Genomic DNA, 16,467 nt, shown 5'->3' with positions numbered 1-16,467 from the left:
AGAGCCTCGCGGGAAAGACGAGAGCCTCGCGGGAAAGACGAGAGCCTCGCGGGAAAGACGAGAGCCTCGCGGGAAAGACGAGAGCCTCGCGGGAAAGACGAGAGCCTCGCGGGAAAGACGAGGGCTTCGCGGGAAGGGCGAGGGCTTGCGGCCACGGCGCGTGCAGGGAGGAGCGCCAGCGACGACCGGTGCCCGCGGGAGCATGCGGGAGGTGAGCCGCCGGGACGGGGTATCGGGGAAGGGAGGGGTTCAGTCGTCGAGGACCATGCCGGTGGCGGCGGAGATGCCCTCCAGGTAGCCGCGGGCGCGTTCGGTGCGGGGGTAGCGGCCGACCAGGTCCCAGAAGCGGGCGTTGTGGCTGGGGACGACGAGGTGGACGAGTTCGTGGAGGAGGACGTAGTCGATGACCCACTCGGGCATCTCCTGGATGCGGTGGGAGATGCGGATGGTCCGGTCGGCGGGGGTGCAGGAGCCCCAGCGGCCGTTCTGGTTGGTGACCCAGCGGACGCTGTCGGGGAGAACCAGGGCGCGGTGATCGTCGAGGTAGCGGGCGATCAGGCGGCGGGCGCGGGCGAGGAGCTCGGCGTCGGTGCGGAGGAGGCGTTCCTCACGGGCGGCGAGGCGGGCGAGCATCTTGTCGACCCACTCGGTCTCCTCGGCGCGGGAGAACTGGTCGGGGATGAGGACGACCACGCGTTCGCCGTCCCGATAGGCGGACACCGTCCGGCGACGACGCTGACTGCGCCGCACCTCGACGACCGGCTTCCGCGTAGCAGCCATTACCGGCCCGCGGAGCCCCGGGTTCCGTTCACATCGGCACGCTAATCCCTAGTCACCAGGTGTTCGCAAGAGCCATCCGGGTGAGCCGCGCCCAAAAAGTCCTCTTTAGGGCATGGAGTCCGAAAAAAATTTGGTGCCACGGCGAGACTACCCGGCGGTTCGGACGGTTGAGCATCGGGGGTGGACTCTTTTGATCACCGAGGTGGACGGCCGGCAAAGCTTCTCCGGCGTGTCCGCGCGAACCTGCCCAAAACCGGGCAATACGACGGGCAGACTCCACCTCGGCGTACGCACCGGACATGGAATCGGCCCCGGCTGGGTAGGGGTCCGCGAGGACCGCGACCCGCCGGCGGCGGTCACATCGAACAGCCGGCGCCGAACGAGGTCGCCGCGCCGGAGACACCGGGGTGCGGCAAGCCGGTCACCGAAACTGAGGAGGGGCACCGTGGCCACCAAGACCCAGACTTACAACGGGTACTGCGTTAAGTGCAAGGAGAAGCGGGACTTCGAGGGCTCCGTGGAGGTCTCCAAGACGGGGATGAACATGGCCAAGGGCAAGTGCCCGGTCTGCGGTACGACCATGAACCGCATCCTCGGCAAGGCCAACAAGGCCTGATCCGCGACGCTTGGCAGGGGCGGCTCCGGCCGCCCCTCGGCTTTTCCGGCCGAGGCCGTCACCAGCGACGACTCCGCCACGTTGAGTAAGTACGGGGACACACACAGCCTGTGGATAACCCGCCGAGTTCTGTGGATAACACGGTGCACAGCAGTGCGGGCCTGTGGATAACCCGGTGGGACGACCCGTCCCGGGTGACACGGTGTGACCCATGGTCTATCGCCCGATGCTGATCCCCGGCCTCACCCGGCTGTGGCGCGATCCGCAGACGTTCCAGCTCGGCACGGACGCCCGGCGCGGCGTCGTGCTCCGGCCGGCCGCCGGCACCGTCGGCGAGCTGCTCGACCTGGTCGACGGCACCAGGTCGGAGGGCACCATCCTGCGGCACGCCGACCGGCTCGGCCTCTCCGAGGCGGAGGCCCGCGGCCTGCTCCGCGAGCTCCTCGATGCCGGCCTGCTGCTCGGCGCGCACCACTTCCTCCCCGCCCGGCTGCCCGGCGAGGTCCGCGCGCGGCTGTCCGGCGAGGCCACCGCGATCGCGCTGGGTGACGCCCCGCCTGTGGACAACCCGGCCCAGGTGCTGCGCCGGCGATACGCGGCGGACGTCACGATCACCGGGCCCGGTCCGGCCGCCGGGCCGATCGCGGTCGCGCTCGCCCAGGCCGGCGTGGGCCGGATTCATGCCGCGCTGTCCGGTCCGGTGCTGCCGTCCGACACGGCCGGCGGCGCGGTCGCGACCGGCGACCCGCCGCCCGCACGGGCACGCGCGGTGACGGCCGCGATCACCCGCGTCGCACCGGACGTGCGGACCGGCCCGGTGCCGCGCGGCCGGGCCGCGCTCGTCGTCCAGCTCGGGCTGGACCGGCCCGCGCCCGTGCTGGCGGCCGGGTTCGCCCAGCGCCGGCAGGCACACCTGCTGGTCGCCGCGCGCGACGGCACGATGGTGGTCGGCCCGCTGGTCCCGAGCGCGGGCGTGCCCTGCCTGCGCTGCCTCGAACTGCACCGGCGCGACCGCGATCCGGCCTGGCCCGCGCTCGCGGCGCAGCTGGTGCCGCGCCCGGGCCGCGAGGGCCCGACCGGCGGCGCCGCCACCGTGCTGGCCGCGGCGGCGTACGCGGCGGAGCAGACGCTGGCGTACCTGGACGGCGACGCGCCGGAGACGATCGGCGCGGCGACCGAGATCGACGGGCCGTCCCGGATGCGGCGGCGCCGCTGGGCGCAGCACCCGGTGTGCGACTGCGGGCGGCGGCATCGCCGATCTCCACGCTTCCAGCCCGACACGTTCACGAAAGCCCAGGCACAATGATCTGGTGACCGATATTCCCCGACGGGCGGCCGCTCGCACCGCCAAGCTCGCCAGTCTTCCGCTCGGCTTCGCCGGCCGGACCGTGCTCGGGCTGGGGAAGCGCGTCACCGGCATGGCCTCCGACGTCATATCCGCCGAGATCCAGCAGCGTACGGCCGAGCAGCTGTTCAGCGTCCTCGGGCAGCTCAAGGGCGGTGCGATGAAGTTCGGGCAGGCGCTCTCGGTGTTCGAGGCCGCGCTGCCGGACGAGTTGGCCGGGCCGTACCGTCAGGCGCTGACCAAGCTGCAGGAGGCCGCTCCCCCGCTGCCCGCCGCCAGCGTGCACCGGGTGCTCGCGGCCGAGCTGGGCGACGACTGGCGGGCGAACTTCGCCGAGTTCGACGACGTGCCGGCCGCCGCGGCGAGCATCGGGCAGGTGCACCGCGCGGTGTGGCGCTCGCCACCCCCGGGCCGCGGCCGGAGGCGCACGCCGGACCGCGCCGTCGCCGTGAAGATCCAGTACCCGGGTGCCGGCGACGCACTGCTCTCCGACCTGAAGCAGCTGTCCCGGATGGCCGGCATGTTCCGCGCGATCCAGCCCGGCATCGACGTGAAGCCCTTGATCGTCGAGCTGCGTGAGCGGATAACCGAGGAGCTCGACTACGAGCTGGAGGCGGAGACCCAGCGCGCCTTCCACGCCGGGTACGCGAAGGACCCGGACATCTACGTCCCCGAGGTGATCCGCGCCACCCCGCACGTGCTGGTCACCGAGTGGATCGACGGCACCCCACTCTCCGCCGTCATCTCCGGCGGCACGCAGGAGGAGCGCGACGAGGCCGGCCGGCTGATGGCGGTGCTCCACTTCTCCGCGCCCCGGCGCTGCGGCCTGCTGCACGCGGACCCGCACCCCGGCAACTTCCGGATTCTCCCGGACGGCCGGCTCGGTGTGATCGACTTCGGCGCGGTGGCGCGGCTGCCGGACGGCCTGCCCGAGCCGGTCGGCCGGCTGCTCTCGCTGGCGCTCGCCGGTGACGCGGACGGCGTGCTGGCCGGCCTGGTCGAGGAGGGCTTCGTCAAGCCGGACGACGACAACCTGGACGGGCCCGCGCTGCTGGACTTCCTGCGGCCGATGCTGGCGCCGGTGGTCGAGGAGGAGTTCCAGTTCACCCGCGCCTGGCTGCGCGGCGAGGCGGTCCGGCTGGGCAACCCGAGGAGCCCGGCCTACCAGCTCAGCCGGCACCTCAACCTGCCGCCGTCCTACCTGCTGCTGCACCGCGTGACGATGGGCTCGATCGGCGTGCTCTCCCAGTTGGAGGCGAAGGCGCGCTACCGCGACATCGTCGAGGAGTGGCTGCCGGGCTTCTCGGCATGAGAAAGGCCCCTCGGCCGCGGTGCGGCCGAGGGGCGGTGAATACCGAATGGTTATCCGCGCAGTTCGCGGGCGGCCCGCTGGCGGGCCTCCATCGCGACGCGACGGGCGGATCGAGGTGCCTCAGCGCTCCGGGTCACGGACTGAGGCTGTCGCATTCGTACCCTCGACAGCGCTTCGTGAAGTAGTTGCATCTTGCCGGCTCCGTTCGGGGAAGCAGTGATTCCGGTGTTCATCTCGAGGTGCAGTGCCGGTCGGTGACCGGCGTCGACGCTGATCGGGTGCATGTCAGGCCGCCAGCCGGACGTTGCTGCGGGTTTCGGCCAGACCACTGGCCTCCATCCGCGCCTCGACCTCGGTGCGCAGCTCGGCGTCGCGCGCGGCGTCCTCCTTGCGCGGACGGCCACGGGGCCGCTTGCGCGGAACGACCGCGCCACGCTCGAAGATCTCGCCACCCCAGACGCCCCACGGCTCCGCGCGGTCCACGGCGCCGGCCAGGCAGGCGTTGCGCAGCGGGCAGTCCCCGCAGAGCGACTTCGCCAGCTCGAGCTCGGCCGGGACATCCGAGAACCACAGGTCGGGGTCGAACTTCCGACAGGGCAGGTTCGCCTCCAGCTCGACGTTCGTGTCGAGCACGGCAAGGGCCAGACTCATCGCCCGGTCACCTCTCTCTCGCTTCGATCTCGTAGATCGCTTCCGACTTCGTACGGGGGTCGGAGTCATTTCCGAACCCGAGGTGCGGGCTTCTGAAAATGACGAAGGCCGCGGATCCCGGTAAGCGGGTTCCGCGGCCTCGAGGTGAGCCGGTTGGTCTGAGTGTCAGACCGGCCTTCCTCGAGGTGGAACACCGCGGGCACCGCCGAAGGCTCGCTTCGTCTCGACGGTCATGCCCTTGTTGCCCGAGATCTTGTTGCTTCCCATAGAGCCATTGCGGCCCTGAAGGGACTCGTTGCCGCTGTTGACCAGGGACACACCGGTGCCCTGGGCATCGAGCGCGCCATATGCCACCGACTGCGGGTCCCGCACCAGTTCGGCCTGGGTGCGGACCTGATCCACCTGCGGTCGCTGCGGCACGTCGGACACGATCGACCGGACCTGCCACGGGGACACATGCGTCGGCGAGGACGCGGGCGCCACGGGGCACTCGGACCGGACCGGACCGGCAACGGACAGCAGGAGGGCAGGGGACATCGATGGGATCTGCAGCATCGTGTAGATCTCCACGGGGGTCACCTTCTCTCTCCACTAGCCGTTGACGAATACGGTTTCCAACCCCTCCGAGCAGCAAGAAGACCCGCTGCCGGTGAGGTGTGATCTGAGGCTATGCCCCTCCCGTGCGAGAGGGCAAACGAATTAACGCGGGTTCTCAGAAGTTTTTTGGACGGTCACGTCATCGACGGTCGCGCCGCCGATCAGGGCCACCACGGTCTCCCCGTACAGCCGCTGCTTGCGCGGCCCGATCCCGGCGATCTCCAGCAGCTGCTCGGGCCGGCTCGGCCGCCGCTCGGCCAGCGCCACCAGCGTCGCGTCCGTGAACACCACGTACGCAGGAACTTTCTGCCCGCCGGCGACCCGCGCGCGCCAGTCGACCAGCCGCTCGTAGAGCTCCTCGTCCAGGTCGCTGGGGCAGTTCGGGCAGCGCCCCAGCTTGCGGTCCGCGCCGGCCAGCAGCGTGGCCCCGCAGACCCGGCAGGACGCGACCGGGACCCGGCGCCGGTCAGGTTTCCGACTCTCCTGCGCGGGCCGGCCCGGCGACGGCCGCTCGAAGCTCGGCAGGAACCGGCAGGGGCGCCGCGGCCGGCCACCCGGCGACCGGCTCTGCGCGTAGGAGAGCCACAGCCAGTGGCGGGCGCGGGTGACGCCCACGTAGAGCAGCCGGCGCTCCTCCTCCAGCGCCTCGGGCGTCCGCGCGTACGCGGTGGGCAGCGTGCCGTCCGCGAGCCCGACCAGGAACACCGCGTCCCACTCCAGGCCCTTCGCGGAGTGCAGCGAGGCCAGCGTGACGCCCTCCAGCGCGGGCGCGTGCTGCTGCGCCGCGCGCCGGGCCAGCTCGTCGTTGAAGCCGGCCAGCGTCGCGTCCCGCTGCACGGCCCCGCCCTCGCCGATCGGCTGGATCTCCGGGACCGCCGCGAACTCCTCCGCGAGCTGCACCAGCGCGGCCAGCGCCTCCCACCGCTCGCGCGCCGCGCCGCCCGGCGGTGGCGTGTCCGGCGCCCAGCCGGTCGCGGCCAGCGCGTCCACCACGGCGGTACGCAAGGGCGTGCCGGACGGCGTGGACCGGGTGGCGGCGCGCAGCGCGACCATCGCCTGGCGGATCTCGGCGCGCTCGAAGAACCGCTCCGCGCCCTGCACCACGTACGGCACGCGCGCGTCGGTGAACGCCGCCTCGTACGCCTCGGACTGCGCGTTCGTCCGGAACAGCACCGCGATCTCCCGCGCCGGCACGCCCGACCTGATCAGCTCCACGCACCGGCGCGCCACCGCGGCCGCCTCGTCCGGCTCGTCCGCGAAGATCCGCAGCTCCGGCTCCGGCCCCGGCGGGCGCTGGCCGACCAGCTCCAGCCGCAGCCGCGCCTCCGCACCCCGGGCCGCCGCGATCACCGCGTTGGCCAGCCCGACCACCTGCGGCGTGGACCGGTAGTCGCGGGTCAGCCGGATCACGGTCGCGTCCCGGAACCGGCGGGCGAAGTCGATCAGGTACGACGAGGTGGCGCCGGTGAACGAGTAGATGGTCTGGCTGGCGTCGCCCACCACGGTGAGGTCGTCCCGTCCGCCCAGCCAGGCGTCGAGCAGGCGCTGCTGCAGCGGGTTCACGTCCTGGTACTCGTCGACCACGAGGTGCCGGTACTGCGACCGGATCTCCTCGGCCACGTCCGCGTGCTCCTCGATGCCCCAGACCGCGGCGCGCAGCATGTCCTCGAAGTCGATTACGCCCTGGGCGCGCTTGAGCCGCTCGTACTCCGCGAACACCTCCGCGACCCGCTCCGGCGCCAGCGGCGGCTCGCGCGTCGCCTTGACCGCGGCGACCGGGTACTCCCCCGGCTCGACCAGGGACGACTTGGCCCACTCGATCTCGCCGGCCAGGTCCCGCGCGGTGATCCGGTCCGCGCGCACGCCGGCCCGCCCGGCGGCCAGCGTGACCAGCCGCGCCTTGCTCTCCAGAAGCCGCGGCATCGCCCGGCCGTCCAGGATCCGGGGCGCGAAGTAGCGAACCTGGCGCAGCGCGGCCGCGTGGAACGTCCGGGCCTGCACGCCGGGCACGCCGAGCGCGGCCAGCCGGGCGCGCATCTCCGCCGCGGCGCGTGCGGTGAACGTGACCGCCAGCACGTGCCGGGCGGCGATCTCGCCGGACACCACGCGGTGCGCGATCCGGTGGGTGATGGCCCGGGTCTTCCCCGTGCCCGCGCCGGCCAGGATGCACACCGCGCCGGCGGGCGCGGTCACCGCCCTGAGCTGATCCGGGTCGAGCCCGGATATGACGCTGTCACCCACGGCGTCCGAGCCTAGGACATGATCGGCGCCGCGACCGCACGCCGGGCGCGGGATTATCCGCACATCATCGCTGGTTGAGGGTGATGATCGGGTGACCAGCGTCTGCCATGAGGAGTGAGCCTGCGATGTTGACCATGTACTCGACGAGCTGGTGCGGCTACTGCCACCGCCTGAAGTCGCAGCTCGACCGCGAGGGCATCGGCTACCGGGTGGTGGACATCGAGGCGGACGAGGAGGCGGCCGCGTTCGTCCGCGGCGTGAACGGCGGCAACCAGACCGTTCCCACGGTCCGCATTGTTCCCCCAACTGGCGGAAGCGAAATCGTAATGACAAACCCGACGATCAAGCAAGTCAAGGAAGCCATCGCGGGTACGGCTCCGGTCGCTTGATCGCAGCTCGACAGACCTGAGATCGCCTGAGCCTGCGGTACGCGGACGGTCGACAACCGGCCTCCCCGTGTCGCAGGCTCGCGGCTCAGTGCCCCTCTGCGGGCTCCGCGAGGTGCCGATGCAGCGTCGCCCGCGAGACTCCCAGCACCTTGGCGATGGAGTTGACGCTCTCACCCTTCGCCCGCCGAGCGCGCGCAACCGTCAAGATGTCTTCATTGACGACCGTTGGCCGCCCGCCGGTCCGCCCCTGAGCCTTCGCGGCATCCAGCCCCGCGCGGGTGCGCTCGCGGATGATGTCACGCTCCAGCTCCGCGAAGGCGGCCATCATGGTGAAGAAGAACTTGCCCTCACCGGTAGGCGTATAGACCCCGGAGAGCTTGCCGGTGAGGATGCGCAGCCCGATGTCCCTCCCATGGAGATCGTCCGCGATGGTGAGAACGTCCTTCACCGAACGACCGAGACGGTCCAACTTCCAGACGCACAGGGTGTCGCCAGGCCGCGCATAGTCCAACGCGGCAGCGAGGCCCACGCGGTCGGTGTTCTTGCCGCTCGCCTTGTCCTCGAAGACCCGGGCACACCCGACTTCAGCGAGTGCGTCTCGCTGTAGCTGTGCGTCCTGTGCATTGGTGGAGACACGGGCATATCCAATGAGCTGGCCGACGCCAGCGGGTATCGCCATGCACAGACTGTCTCATAACTCGTCTCGAAACATCAAGCCCGCAAGCCACGTTTCGAGACGGGTTATGGACAAGGTCTCAGCCTCGCTCAGCCCTCCGGCAGAGCCGTCTCATAATCCTTCGTTTTTGAACACCCTCCGAGCAGGACGTTTGCCTGCACATGAGGGTGGGGGTATGACCCCTAACGCCTTCATCCGAGGACCGGCAGGTAATAGCAGCTCAGATTCCGCCACAGTTTCAGAGTCTTTCTGAACGGGTTAGAACGAGCCTGCACAACCCCTGAGCTGGTCAAATGCCTCCGTCAGGAGCGAAGCGCAGTGACAATTTCCGCCGCTAGTTCGCTACTTCCCGCAGCGACGAACCGCTGTCGCCGGTCCATGGCCTTGGTGATCTCGTCGAACGAGCCGAAGCGATAGTCGAGCGGTACGGGAGCGCCGTCCAGGTCGAGCACGGTTCCTCCGGCGGCGTGCAGGATGTAGTGGCCTGGCGCGAGGTCCCAGACGGCGAAGCCCTTGGCAAACTCGATGACGGCCTCGGTCATGCCTGCGGCGACGTGACAGAGGCTGACGGAGCCGAAGTCCACGCCGATACGTCCCCGGCTCTTGCCGTCCTCTGACGGCTCGTCGAGGGTGTTCATGAGCTGAGTCTTCTGCGAGAGCGGGAGGAAGCGTTCACCCGGCTTCATCAGGAAGTTGGTCACCATCGACTCGGCGAGCCGCTTTGGTGGACGCGGACCGAGTTCGTAGGTCTCGCCATCTGCGGTCACGACGAAGGCTCGGTCGATGCCCTGTTCATCCCGTGCGCCGACGTAGAGCTGAAGGTGGTGGAAGATGTCGCCGACAACGGCGATCACCGGTTGGGCCGCAGTACGCGAGTAGACCATGACGTGCGTGTAGCCGAGCACACCCCGCACGGCGAGTTCGCTCGTGTCGAGCGGGTCCACCAGCACGCACAGATCAGGATCGGGGTCGTCGCCGATCACCTCCGGCTCTGCTTCCTCCGATGCGTAGACGAACGTGCCGAGAACAGGGGTGAGGAGTTCCCGGTAACGCTGGTGCATCCACAGGTCGTGCTCAGACAGGAAGTTGTCCGCGTGGCGCAGGTTCTCGCTCTCGCCCCGCCGGCCGGTCAGCGCAGCCTCTACGAGGCGGGGTCGCAGTTCCAGCATCACCGACCTGACCATCTCGGCGATCTTCATGGCCTGCGGGGGAACGTTCCTGGCTTGATCCATCAGTGCCTCTCCAACGGTCAACGCAGCTCAAGCGGTGGTTCGATGCCGGGTGGGCTCATGGTCGCGGCGATGAATACGGCCTCGAAGTTAGCGGCCTTCATAATCGTCGCTCCGGTCAGATCGTCGAAGCTCTCTACCTCCAACGAGTTGCCCTTCGTCATCGCGCCGAAGACGGCGAAGTACAGTTCCGCTCCCGGGTAGCGGGCTCGCAGCTCACGCGCCACCAAGCCCACCACGTCCGCGTGCTTCACCTCGAAGTCGCAGATGACGATGACTGGCGCTTCGACCGTCTCCGGGTAGTGGGACTCCTTGGTGAAGGTCACCTCGTTCTTCACCCGGTGGCACCGGAGGTACCCGATAGCGGACCGGTTGAACTGGGCTGAGGCGAGGAAGGTCGCCATCACCAGACCCGCCTCGTTGACCCCGAAGCAGATGTCGGCGTTGAGCCGTCGTCCGAGGCTCTTGATCTGCTTCATCAGGCGTTGGACGCCGAAGCCGAACGTGTTCCAGGTGAGATCGAGTAGCTGGCCCGGATTCGGGTTGGGCAACGAGAACGCACAGATGGCTGGATTCCCGTTGTCGATCGTAGGCGCCTGGAGGTTGAAGTCCGGCCCGATGATGTTGTCCACGCCCGGCGACCCGCCGACGACGGCGTTACGCGGCTGGAGCGCGTCGCTGGTGGCGGTCATGGAGGGACGAGCGGCCACGCTCTTCAGCGCGAGTTGGTCCTCGGGAGCCAGCTTCTCGTACGCCTCTTGCACAAGGTCACTCGGCGAGATGGTCTCGTCTGCGGTGCCATGCGGGCCACGCCCGTACGCGGTCGCGAGGATCAGCAGACTGGCGAACGACGGTGGCGATCCGGCTCCCGCGCTTCCCCGCGCTCGCGCCCAGCTCTCCCACGCGTTGATGGTCGTTCCACCAAGAGTCGTCTGATTACCGGCAACGGTGTTGTACCGGGCTGCGGCTTGATCCTGTGACAGCCCCGCCGCGTACCGATGTGCCTGGATGCTGGGCAGATCCTGGTGCCGGTTCATCAGCTCGCGAGCGGCGGCGCTGACCGACCCGAACTCGATGTAGAGATCCTTGCCCTGCCGTGCCAGCTCTCGTCCGCGCGCCTGCGGGGACTGGCTGCGTTGTGCCGCTGCGCCCATTCCGGCCTCTCCGTCACCGATGCCGAGCCATCCGTCATCACCGGTCGTGACGGCCACGCTACTGTTGCCCACTCGAATGGGCAAGCCGCATCGATCATGGGCGTATCCGCAGCTCAGCCCTACACACAGATCCGATCGTCCATGACCGACCACAGAGGTGTGTCCGAGCTTGCGCAGATGCGATCGTTTTCGCGTCGAGGCACCTCATCGACACACCAGTGCCCCGCCCGCCGCTCTCAGCATCCGAGCGAGGGGCGGCGGGCGGCAACGGTCAGGAGGAGAACCGGTGGCTGAGACAGCGACTCTCCACGCTCCCTCGCGACCCGGCTGGACGTGCAAGGTGTCGAGCTGTGGTCAGGCGTGGCCGTGCGAGGAGAGACGCGCTGCGCTGTTGAGGACCTTCCGGCATTCACGGCTCCTACTCCGGATGTACATGGCAGCCCACATGCATGAAGCCATCGCGGATGCGGTCCGGCACCCCAAGCTCGCCGACATCGACTTCTGGCCTCGGTTCATGGGCTGGATTCCCCGAACGCCTAACCGCCTGGTCGACGCGACCTCCCGCTGAAATCCGAGCCCTCTCGAAGCCCGTCATGAGCCGGCCCTCCTGACGGGAGTGGGCGGGCGTGGCGGATGCCCCCGCCCCCGTCACGCCCGCCCGCGCTCACGCGCCACCACTGACCAGGACAGGAGGACCGATGTACCAGGCAATCGTCAGTCCGCAGGAGGACAAGTTCATCGCTGTCCGGGCGGGTCAGAACGCGGCTATGCAGCTTCCCTCCAGGTACTACGCCGAGCTTGCCAACCTGGCCGATCAGAACGCGGTCACGCCCGGCTGGTTCGCCGAGGTAGCGCGACAGGCGTGGGGATTGGACCTGGCGGCGCGCCCGGTCAATGAGGCGCTTGTGGTCCGGCCACCGTCGGTCCTGCCGGTCACGTACAGCCGCGCCTCATGGGAGATCAACAAGGGATGCAACTTCTCCTGTGAGCACTGCTACCTCGAACAACGGCCCTTCGCCGGACTACCGCTCGCGGACAAGCTTCGCCTGATCGACATGCTGCGCGACATGGGCGTGATCTGGTTTGAGATCACCGGCGGCGAACCGCTCATCGACCCGGACTTCGTGCCTGCGTACGAGCGGGCCCACGCGGCCGGGATGATGATGGAGATCTTGACCAACGGCTCCCGCCTCCACCGGGAAGACCTGCTGGACGCGTTCAGAAGGCGTCAGCCGCACAAGATCACCGTGTCGATGTACGGGGCAAGCCCGGAGACCGCCGACGCCCTGACGCAGACACGAGGGGCGTTCAAGAACGCCTATCGCGGGCTCGTCGCGGCGGCTGAAGCCGGGCTTCCCGTCGATGTCACCCTGATCATCACCAAGCACAACGTCGCCGAGCTGGACGAGATGCGAGCGATGGTGCGAGATCTCGGCCTGCGGTTCAAGGAGTACGCCTCCATCTCGCCGACCTACACCGGCAAGGGTTCGACGCTCGCTGCGCAGGTTCCCGACCTGATCGGCAAGAGCGATGTCTTCCAGGGCTGCCCGGCGGGACACACGTCGTTCCACGTCGACCCGCACGGTTTCGCGACGATGTGCAAGGTCGGCCGGGACAACCCCATCAGCTTGATCACCGAAGGCCCGCAAGGGCTATTGCGTCTGCCCGGCATCGCAGACGCCCAGATGCTTCGCACAGGTGGATGCACGGGCTGCAAGCTCTCATCCACCTGCCGGGTATGCCGACCCATGGCACGGGTGTACCAGGAGGCGAAGGCTCCACTCAGTCACTACTGTCAGCACGGCATGAAGGAGGCTTCATGAGCCCCGTCCCGGTCGAGATCATCAGCCGCCCGCAGCAGGCGCTCAGCACCGTGATCCGCTCGGTGCCCGCGCCGGAGCCCACCGGGGTCGTCATCACGCAGATCGACGACCTGACCGGCGGCAACCAGCGCGGTTGCGGCGACGACAACCCCTACCGCTAGGCACGGCCACAACCCGGTAAGGCCCTGGGGCGTTGTCGTGCCAGACGTCCCAGGGCCATCCGGTCGACCAGGAAGTTCACATGTCAGTTCATCGAGTCTCGTATGACGCCCTGCCCGTAGGGACCCGTGCCGCCATTGAGCAGATCACAGGAACCCCGATCACCGTTGAGCCGGTAGCCGAAGGCTTCAACAGCGCGGTGGGGGTGAAACTGGCGAGCGCCAAGGGGCATTTCTTCGTCAAGGCGCTCCGATCCGGCGACCGATGGTCATGGACGCAGGCAAGAGAAGCCGAAGTCGCGCCGCACGTGCACGCAGTTGCGCCGAAGCTTCATGGGCGAGTCGTGAAAGACGGCTGGGACGTACTCGTCTTCGAGATGTTGCAAGGCAGCGTGGCCGATTACAGCCCCAGCTCATTTCATGTCCCGGTAGTCGTCGACCTCTTAACCCAGATGAGCGAAATCCCGCGCCCGGACATTGAGTTGCGGGATGCCGGCCAGCGACTTCAAGCCTACGTTCGCCCCGGTAGCGTTCACCACTTCATCGGCGACTCCCTACTGCACACCGATCTTAACAACGCCAACATCATCGTATACAAAGGGAAAGCTCGGATCGTTGATTGGGGATGGGCCACCCGAGGTGCCCCATGGCTCGATGCCGCCTACTGGGTAATTTGGCTTATCGCATCCGGGCATCAGCCACCCTCGGCCGAACGCTGGGCAAGCAAAGTGCCGACATGGCAAATGGCGACAGCCGAAGGACTCAACGAGTTTGCAACAGCAAACGCGAGGCTATGGTCTCATATCGGCAAGGGCAGCACAGATCCCTGGACCGAGCGCATGGTTGACGCCTCGGCCGAATGGGAGGCATTCCGGCTACGTTGCTAACCCGACGTCTGCGGCAAAGCAATGTGCCGACAGAAGACCCTCAGCGCGGAGCACCCTGGTTGCTCAGCAGGGACCGACGGCGGTATGCTCAAGAGTTGGCTACCGACGCCCCCACCGAAGATCATGACGGGGTCGCCAGGGGGCCTGAGATCCACGCTGCGGCCCGAACGAGCCTGGAGGGTACCCGGGTCTAGGGTAGACCCACCCAGCACGCCAGAAGGCCGCTGAGGCGGTGGCGGATGTCGAGAGCGGCGATCCGACCCTCCAGCCCACCCTCGACCAGCCCAAACCTGCGGCCTCGCGCGCGTGCGAAACCGGAATAACTGCTTCGCAGTTATGCTGTTTACCCTTTGTATAGACCCCTACGGGGTCTTCTACTGCAAAGCTGGTTTAGCCGCTTACCGTTAACCCAGCCAACCGTTTACAATTTCAGCTCCATAGCCGCTATAGCCGTTTACGGTTTAGCCGCATAGCTGCCAATGACCCCCTACGGGGGCTTCTGGGTAATATCCGATAACCAGCGAAGGAAAAGCCCGCCGCCCGGAATATTGATATAACACCCGAGCCAAGCCTGAGCCATGAAGGAAGCGCATATAGACGGTTATAGGCTCTCCGAAGAGAGCCCATAACGCATCGACTAACTCGACAAGCGGGTATCTGCGATTGCGTCGGATTCGCTATTCCGAGGCAGGTAAAGGTTATCGCTTACATCAATGATCGCGCGTGGCGCATCGGCTGGCAGGTCCTGAAAGAACCGGGTGAAGAAGCCCGAGGCGTAAAGCTTGTCCTTCGCCTCTTCGAGGGTCTCATAATCGCCTCTATCCCACCAGAGATGCGGCTTACCGAAGGCTTCGGCAGGCACGTCACCGAAACTGATTGCTTGACGCTGCTCAAGGAAGCCAAGCAGATCCCCGGGAGTGATTACGAGCAAGCCCATACCGGCATACGCCTTGAACCCACGCCTGGTCAGGAACTCCCGCCGCTCCTCCTCGGTTGACCTTTTCCACCAGTTGCCGTAGGTCTCCCCTGTTGGGACCCATTGGGTCACCGGCTTGGCCTTACCGGCCTTCAACGCCTGCTCCCGGTCGTTGGCAAGCTGGGCAACCTGGGAGGCGTAGGCCACTGCTTCGAGGCGACCAGCCCGGAACTCCTTCGTGAGCTGGTTCATCTCGCCGTCGATGATCGCGAGCTTGCGGGCCTGCTCGTCGTCACCCGCTTTCGTGACCGACTCCATGATCTCCAGGTCGCCGATCTGTATGAGAAGCAACTCCTCCAGCCACGCGTACAGGCGCTCCGCAGTGAGCGCCGCACCCTTGCACGCTGGCTGCCCCTTGCTCTTGTTGCCATGGCATCGGTATCGCGCCTTTCTGCTACGGGCCGGCTCCGCCTTCGTGAAGTACAGGGGATTGCCGCACGTGAGGCAGAACGCGACTCCGAGCAGGGCGGAGGATGACCCTCGCGGCTTCTTGTACTTCACGGAGTTCACCGCGTCCTGGAGGACGGCCCACTCCTCCATGCCGAGGACCGGCTGCGATCTCATGATGGGTGCGCCGTCGTCACCTCGCAGAACGGAACCATCGGCCGTCTGGTACTCGCCCAGGAGAGACCGGTTGGTGAGGATCGCCTGAACCGCGTTCGGCAGCCACTTCCTGCCTCTGGCCTCCGGAGCGATCAGACGCGTCGTGCTCTCACCTCTGGCCGACCGGAGACGAGCGATGTCCTGGACCGTGGGGATCTCCTGCTCGTTGAGCCATTGCGCCACCCCCGAGAAGCTGGGCGTGTCGATGAATCGCCGGATCATCTCCTTGAGGACGGGACCGTACTCGGGATCAAGCTCCAGCGTGAAGCCGTCTGAGCCCTTCACGGACCGTCGGCCGAACGGAACCAGACCGCCTGGCCACCGTCCCTGCTGCCGCATCGCCTCCCGCGAAGCTCTGATCCGTGCGGTGATCGCGTCCAGCTCAGCTTCCGCCACAACCGCGAGGATCTGGACGACCACCTTCCCCCACGGCTTGGACAGATCGAAGCCCTCCTCGCACGAGATGAGGCCCTTGCCGTGCTTCGAGCACCACTCCATCAGCTCCGTGAGGTGGCGGACCGACCGAGCGATCCGGTCGATCTTCAAGACGATGATGTGGTCGAACTCGTCCTTGCGGTTCGTGAGCCAGTTACCGATGGACGGACGCATCCACGGCGACGTGGAGCCGGAGACGTCGATGTCGACCGCCCAGCCGACCATCTCCATCTCGTCGCTCTCGGCCCTCTTCGTGATGCGCCTACGCTGTGTCTCCTCGCCCGTCTGGTTCTCGTTCGAGACCGAGAGGCGGACGACACCCAGGGCTCTTGGCTTGTTCAATGGTTCCTCCCCTTGCTGGCTGATCACCTCAGCCAGTGGGGCAACTCTACAGACCGTGCCCACCGTGCGGTTCGAGGACGGCTCCGCGCTCACCAACCCGTCGATCATTCAGGTGAAGGCGCACCTCGCCGCGCTCACCGCGTAACGCTCTCAGCGATATACGGCCGCCGATCGTGATCATTTACGATCGGCGGCCGTAGCATTCGGTGGATAAGTGCGTATTTCTATTGTTCTGCGCGCTCGACAATTGACC

Annotated in this window: 15 protein-coding genes and 1 pseudogene; 8 read left to right on the top strand and 8 right to left on the bottom strand. The window is 67.6% G+C overall.

Annotated elements, in window-relative coordinates; all coding sequences use genetic code 11:
- Positions 1-249: 249 nt before the first annotated feature.
- The gene (locus J2S41_RS38335) at positions 250-780 is read right to left on the bottom strand and encodes a M48 metallopeptidase family protein (protein ID WP_310375703.1); all 531 of its coding nucleotides are present in this window, start codon (positions 778-780) and stop codon (positions 250-252) included.
- A gap of 445 nt (positions 781-1,225) precedes the next feature.
- On the opposite strand from J2S41_RS38335, the gene J2S41_RS38330 reads away from it, so the two are divergent.
- The 3 genes from J2S41_RS38330 to J2S41_RS38320 all read left to right on the top strand — a co-directional run bounded on the left by J2S41_RS38330 (position 1,226) and on the right by J2S41_RS38320 (position 4,053).
- Entirely contained in the window at positions 1,226-1,396 is a 171-nt protein-coding gene (locus J2S41_RS38330; protein ID WP_310375701.1) for a DUF5679 domain-containing protein, read from the top strand.
- A gap of 211 nt (positions 1,397-1,607) precedes the next feature.
- Complete coding sequence (locus J2S41_RS38325; protein ID WP_310375700.1) at positions 1,608-2,702, top strand: hypothetical protein; 1,095 nt, start codon at positions 1,608-1,610, stop codon at positions 2,700-2,702.
- A gap of 4 nt (positions 2,703-2,706) precedes the next feature.
- Positions 2,707-4,053: an ABC1 kinase family protein gene (locus J2S41_RS38320; RefSeq protein WP_310375698.1), complete on the top strand. Its 1,347-nt coding sequence runs from the start codon at positions 2,707-2,709 to the stop codon at positions 4,051-4,053.
- A 285-nt stretch (positions 4,054-4,338) separates the two neighbouring features.
- Here J2S41_RS38320 and J2S41_RS38315 read toward each other — a convergent pair whose 3' ends face one another.
- The 3 genes from J2S41_RS38315 to J2S41_RS38305 all read right to left on the bottom strand — a co-directional run bounded on the left by J2S41_RS38315 (position 4,339) and on the right by J2S41_RS38305 (position 7,542).
- Positions 4,339-4,704: a WhiB family transcriptional regulator gene (locus J2S41_RS38315; RefSeq protein WP_310375696.1), complete on the bottom strand. Its 366-nt coding sequence runs from the start codon at positions 4,702-4,704 to the stop codon at positions 4,339-4,341.
- A gap of 165 nt (positions 4,705-4,869) precedes the next feature.
- Positions 4,870-5,274 carry a hypothetical protein gene (locus J2S41_RS38310; protein ID WP_310375694.1) on the bottom strand — a complete coding sequence of 135 codons (405 nt, stop codon included), beginning with the start codon at positions 5,272-5,274 and terminating at the stop codon, positions 4,870-4,872.
- Positions 5,275-5,403: 129 nt separating this feature from the next.
- Positions 5,404-7,542 (bottom strand): ATP-dependent DNA helicase UvrD2, encoded by a 2,139-nt coding sequence (locus J2S41_RS38305; RefSeq protein WP_310375693.1) that lies wholly within the window; start codon positions 7,540-7,542, stop codon positions 5,404-5,406.
- A gap of 125 nt (positions 7,543-7,667) precedes the next feature.
- Between J2S41_RS38305 and J2S41_RS38300 the strand changes: the two genes are divergently transcribed.
- Positions 7,668-7,931 carry a mycoredoxin gene (locus tag J2S41_RS38300; RefSeq protein WP_310375692.1) on the top strand — a complete coding sequence of 88 codons (264 nt, stop codon included), beginning with the start codon at positions 7,668-7,670 and terminating at the stop codon, positions 7,929-7,931.
- Positions 7,932-8,016: 85 nt separating this feature from the next.
- On the opposite strand, the gene J2S41_RS38295 is transcribed toward J2S41_RS38300, so the two are convergent.
- The 3 genes from J2S41_RS38295 to J2S41_RS38285 form a co-directional block, all read right to left on the bottom strand.
- Complete coding sequence (locus J2S41_RS38295; protein WP_310375690.1) at positions 8,017-8,610, bottom strand: recombinase family protein; 594 nt, start codon at positions 8,608-8,610, stop codon at positions 8,017-8,019.
- Between the two features lie 299 nt (positions 8,611-8,909).
- Positions 8,910-9,839: an inositol monophosphatase family protein gene (locus J2S41_RS38290; RefSeq protein WP_310375688.1), complete on the bottom strand. Its 930-nt coding sequence runs from the start codon at positions 9,837-9,839 to the stop codon at positions 8,910-8,912.
- Between the two features lie 17 nt (positions 9,840-9,856).
- On the bottom strand, positions 9,857-11,047 hold the full coding sequence (locus J2S41_RS38285; protein WP_310375686.1) for a hypothetical protein: 1,191 nt from the start codon (positions 11,045-11,047) through the stop codon (positions 9,857-9,859).
- Between the two features lie 641 nt (positions 11,048-11,688).
- Between J2S41_RS38285 and J2S41_RS38280 the strand changes: the two genes are divergently transcribed.
- From J2S41_RS38280 to J2S41_RS38270, 3 genes are all read left to right on the top strand, one after another.
- Positions 11,689-12,813, top strand: a complete 1,125-nt coding sequence (locus tag J2S41_RS38280) for a radical SAM protein (protein WP_310375684.1) — start codon at positions 11,689-11,691, stop codon at positions 12,811-12,813.
- Entirely contained in the window at positions 12,810-12,974 is a 165-nt protein-coding gene (locus J2S41_RS38275) for a hypothetical protein (RefSeq protein ID WP_310375682.1), read from the top strand. The genes J2S41_RS38280 and J2S41_RS38275 overlap by 4 nt, the downstream gene beginning before the upstream one ends.
- A gap of 80 nt (positions 12,975-13,054) precedes the next feature.
- On the top strand, positions 13,055-13,858 hold the full coding sequence (locus J2S41_RS38270) for a protein kinase family protein (RefSeq protein ID WP_310375680.1): 804 nt from the start codon (positions 13,055-13,057) through the stop codon (positions 13,856-13,858).
- A 637-nt stretch (positions 13,859-14,495) separates the two neighbouring features.
- Here the strand turns inward: J2S41_RS38270 and J2S41_RS38265 are convergent.
- Positions 14,496-16,241 (bottom strand): recombinase family protein, encoded by a 1,746-nt coding sequence (locus tag J2S41_RS38265; protein WP_310375678.1) that lies wholly within the window; start codon positions 16,239-16,241, stop codon positions 14,496-14,498.
- A gap of 22 nt (positions 16,242-16,263) precedes the next feature.
- Here J2S41_RS38265 and J2S41_RS38260 point away from each other — a divergent pair.
- Positions 16,264-16,359 (top strand): annotated as a pseudogene (locus J2S41_RS38260) (thioredoxin domain-containing protein); the annotation flags it as partial.
- Positions 16,360-16,467 lie beyond the last annotated feature (108 nt).

The sequence above is a fragment of the Catenuloplanes atrovinosus genome (genome assembly GCF_031458235.1).
GTDB lineage: Bacteria > Actinomycetota > Actinomycetes > Mycobacteriales > Micromonosporaceae > Catenuloplanes > Catenuloplanes atrovinosus.
Note: the sequence above shows the minus strand (reverse complement) of the source record. Positions and strands in the feature narration are given on the sequence as shown.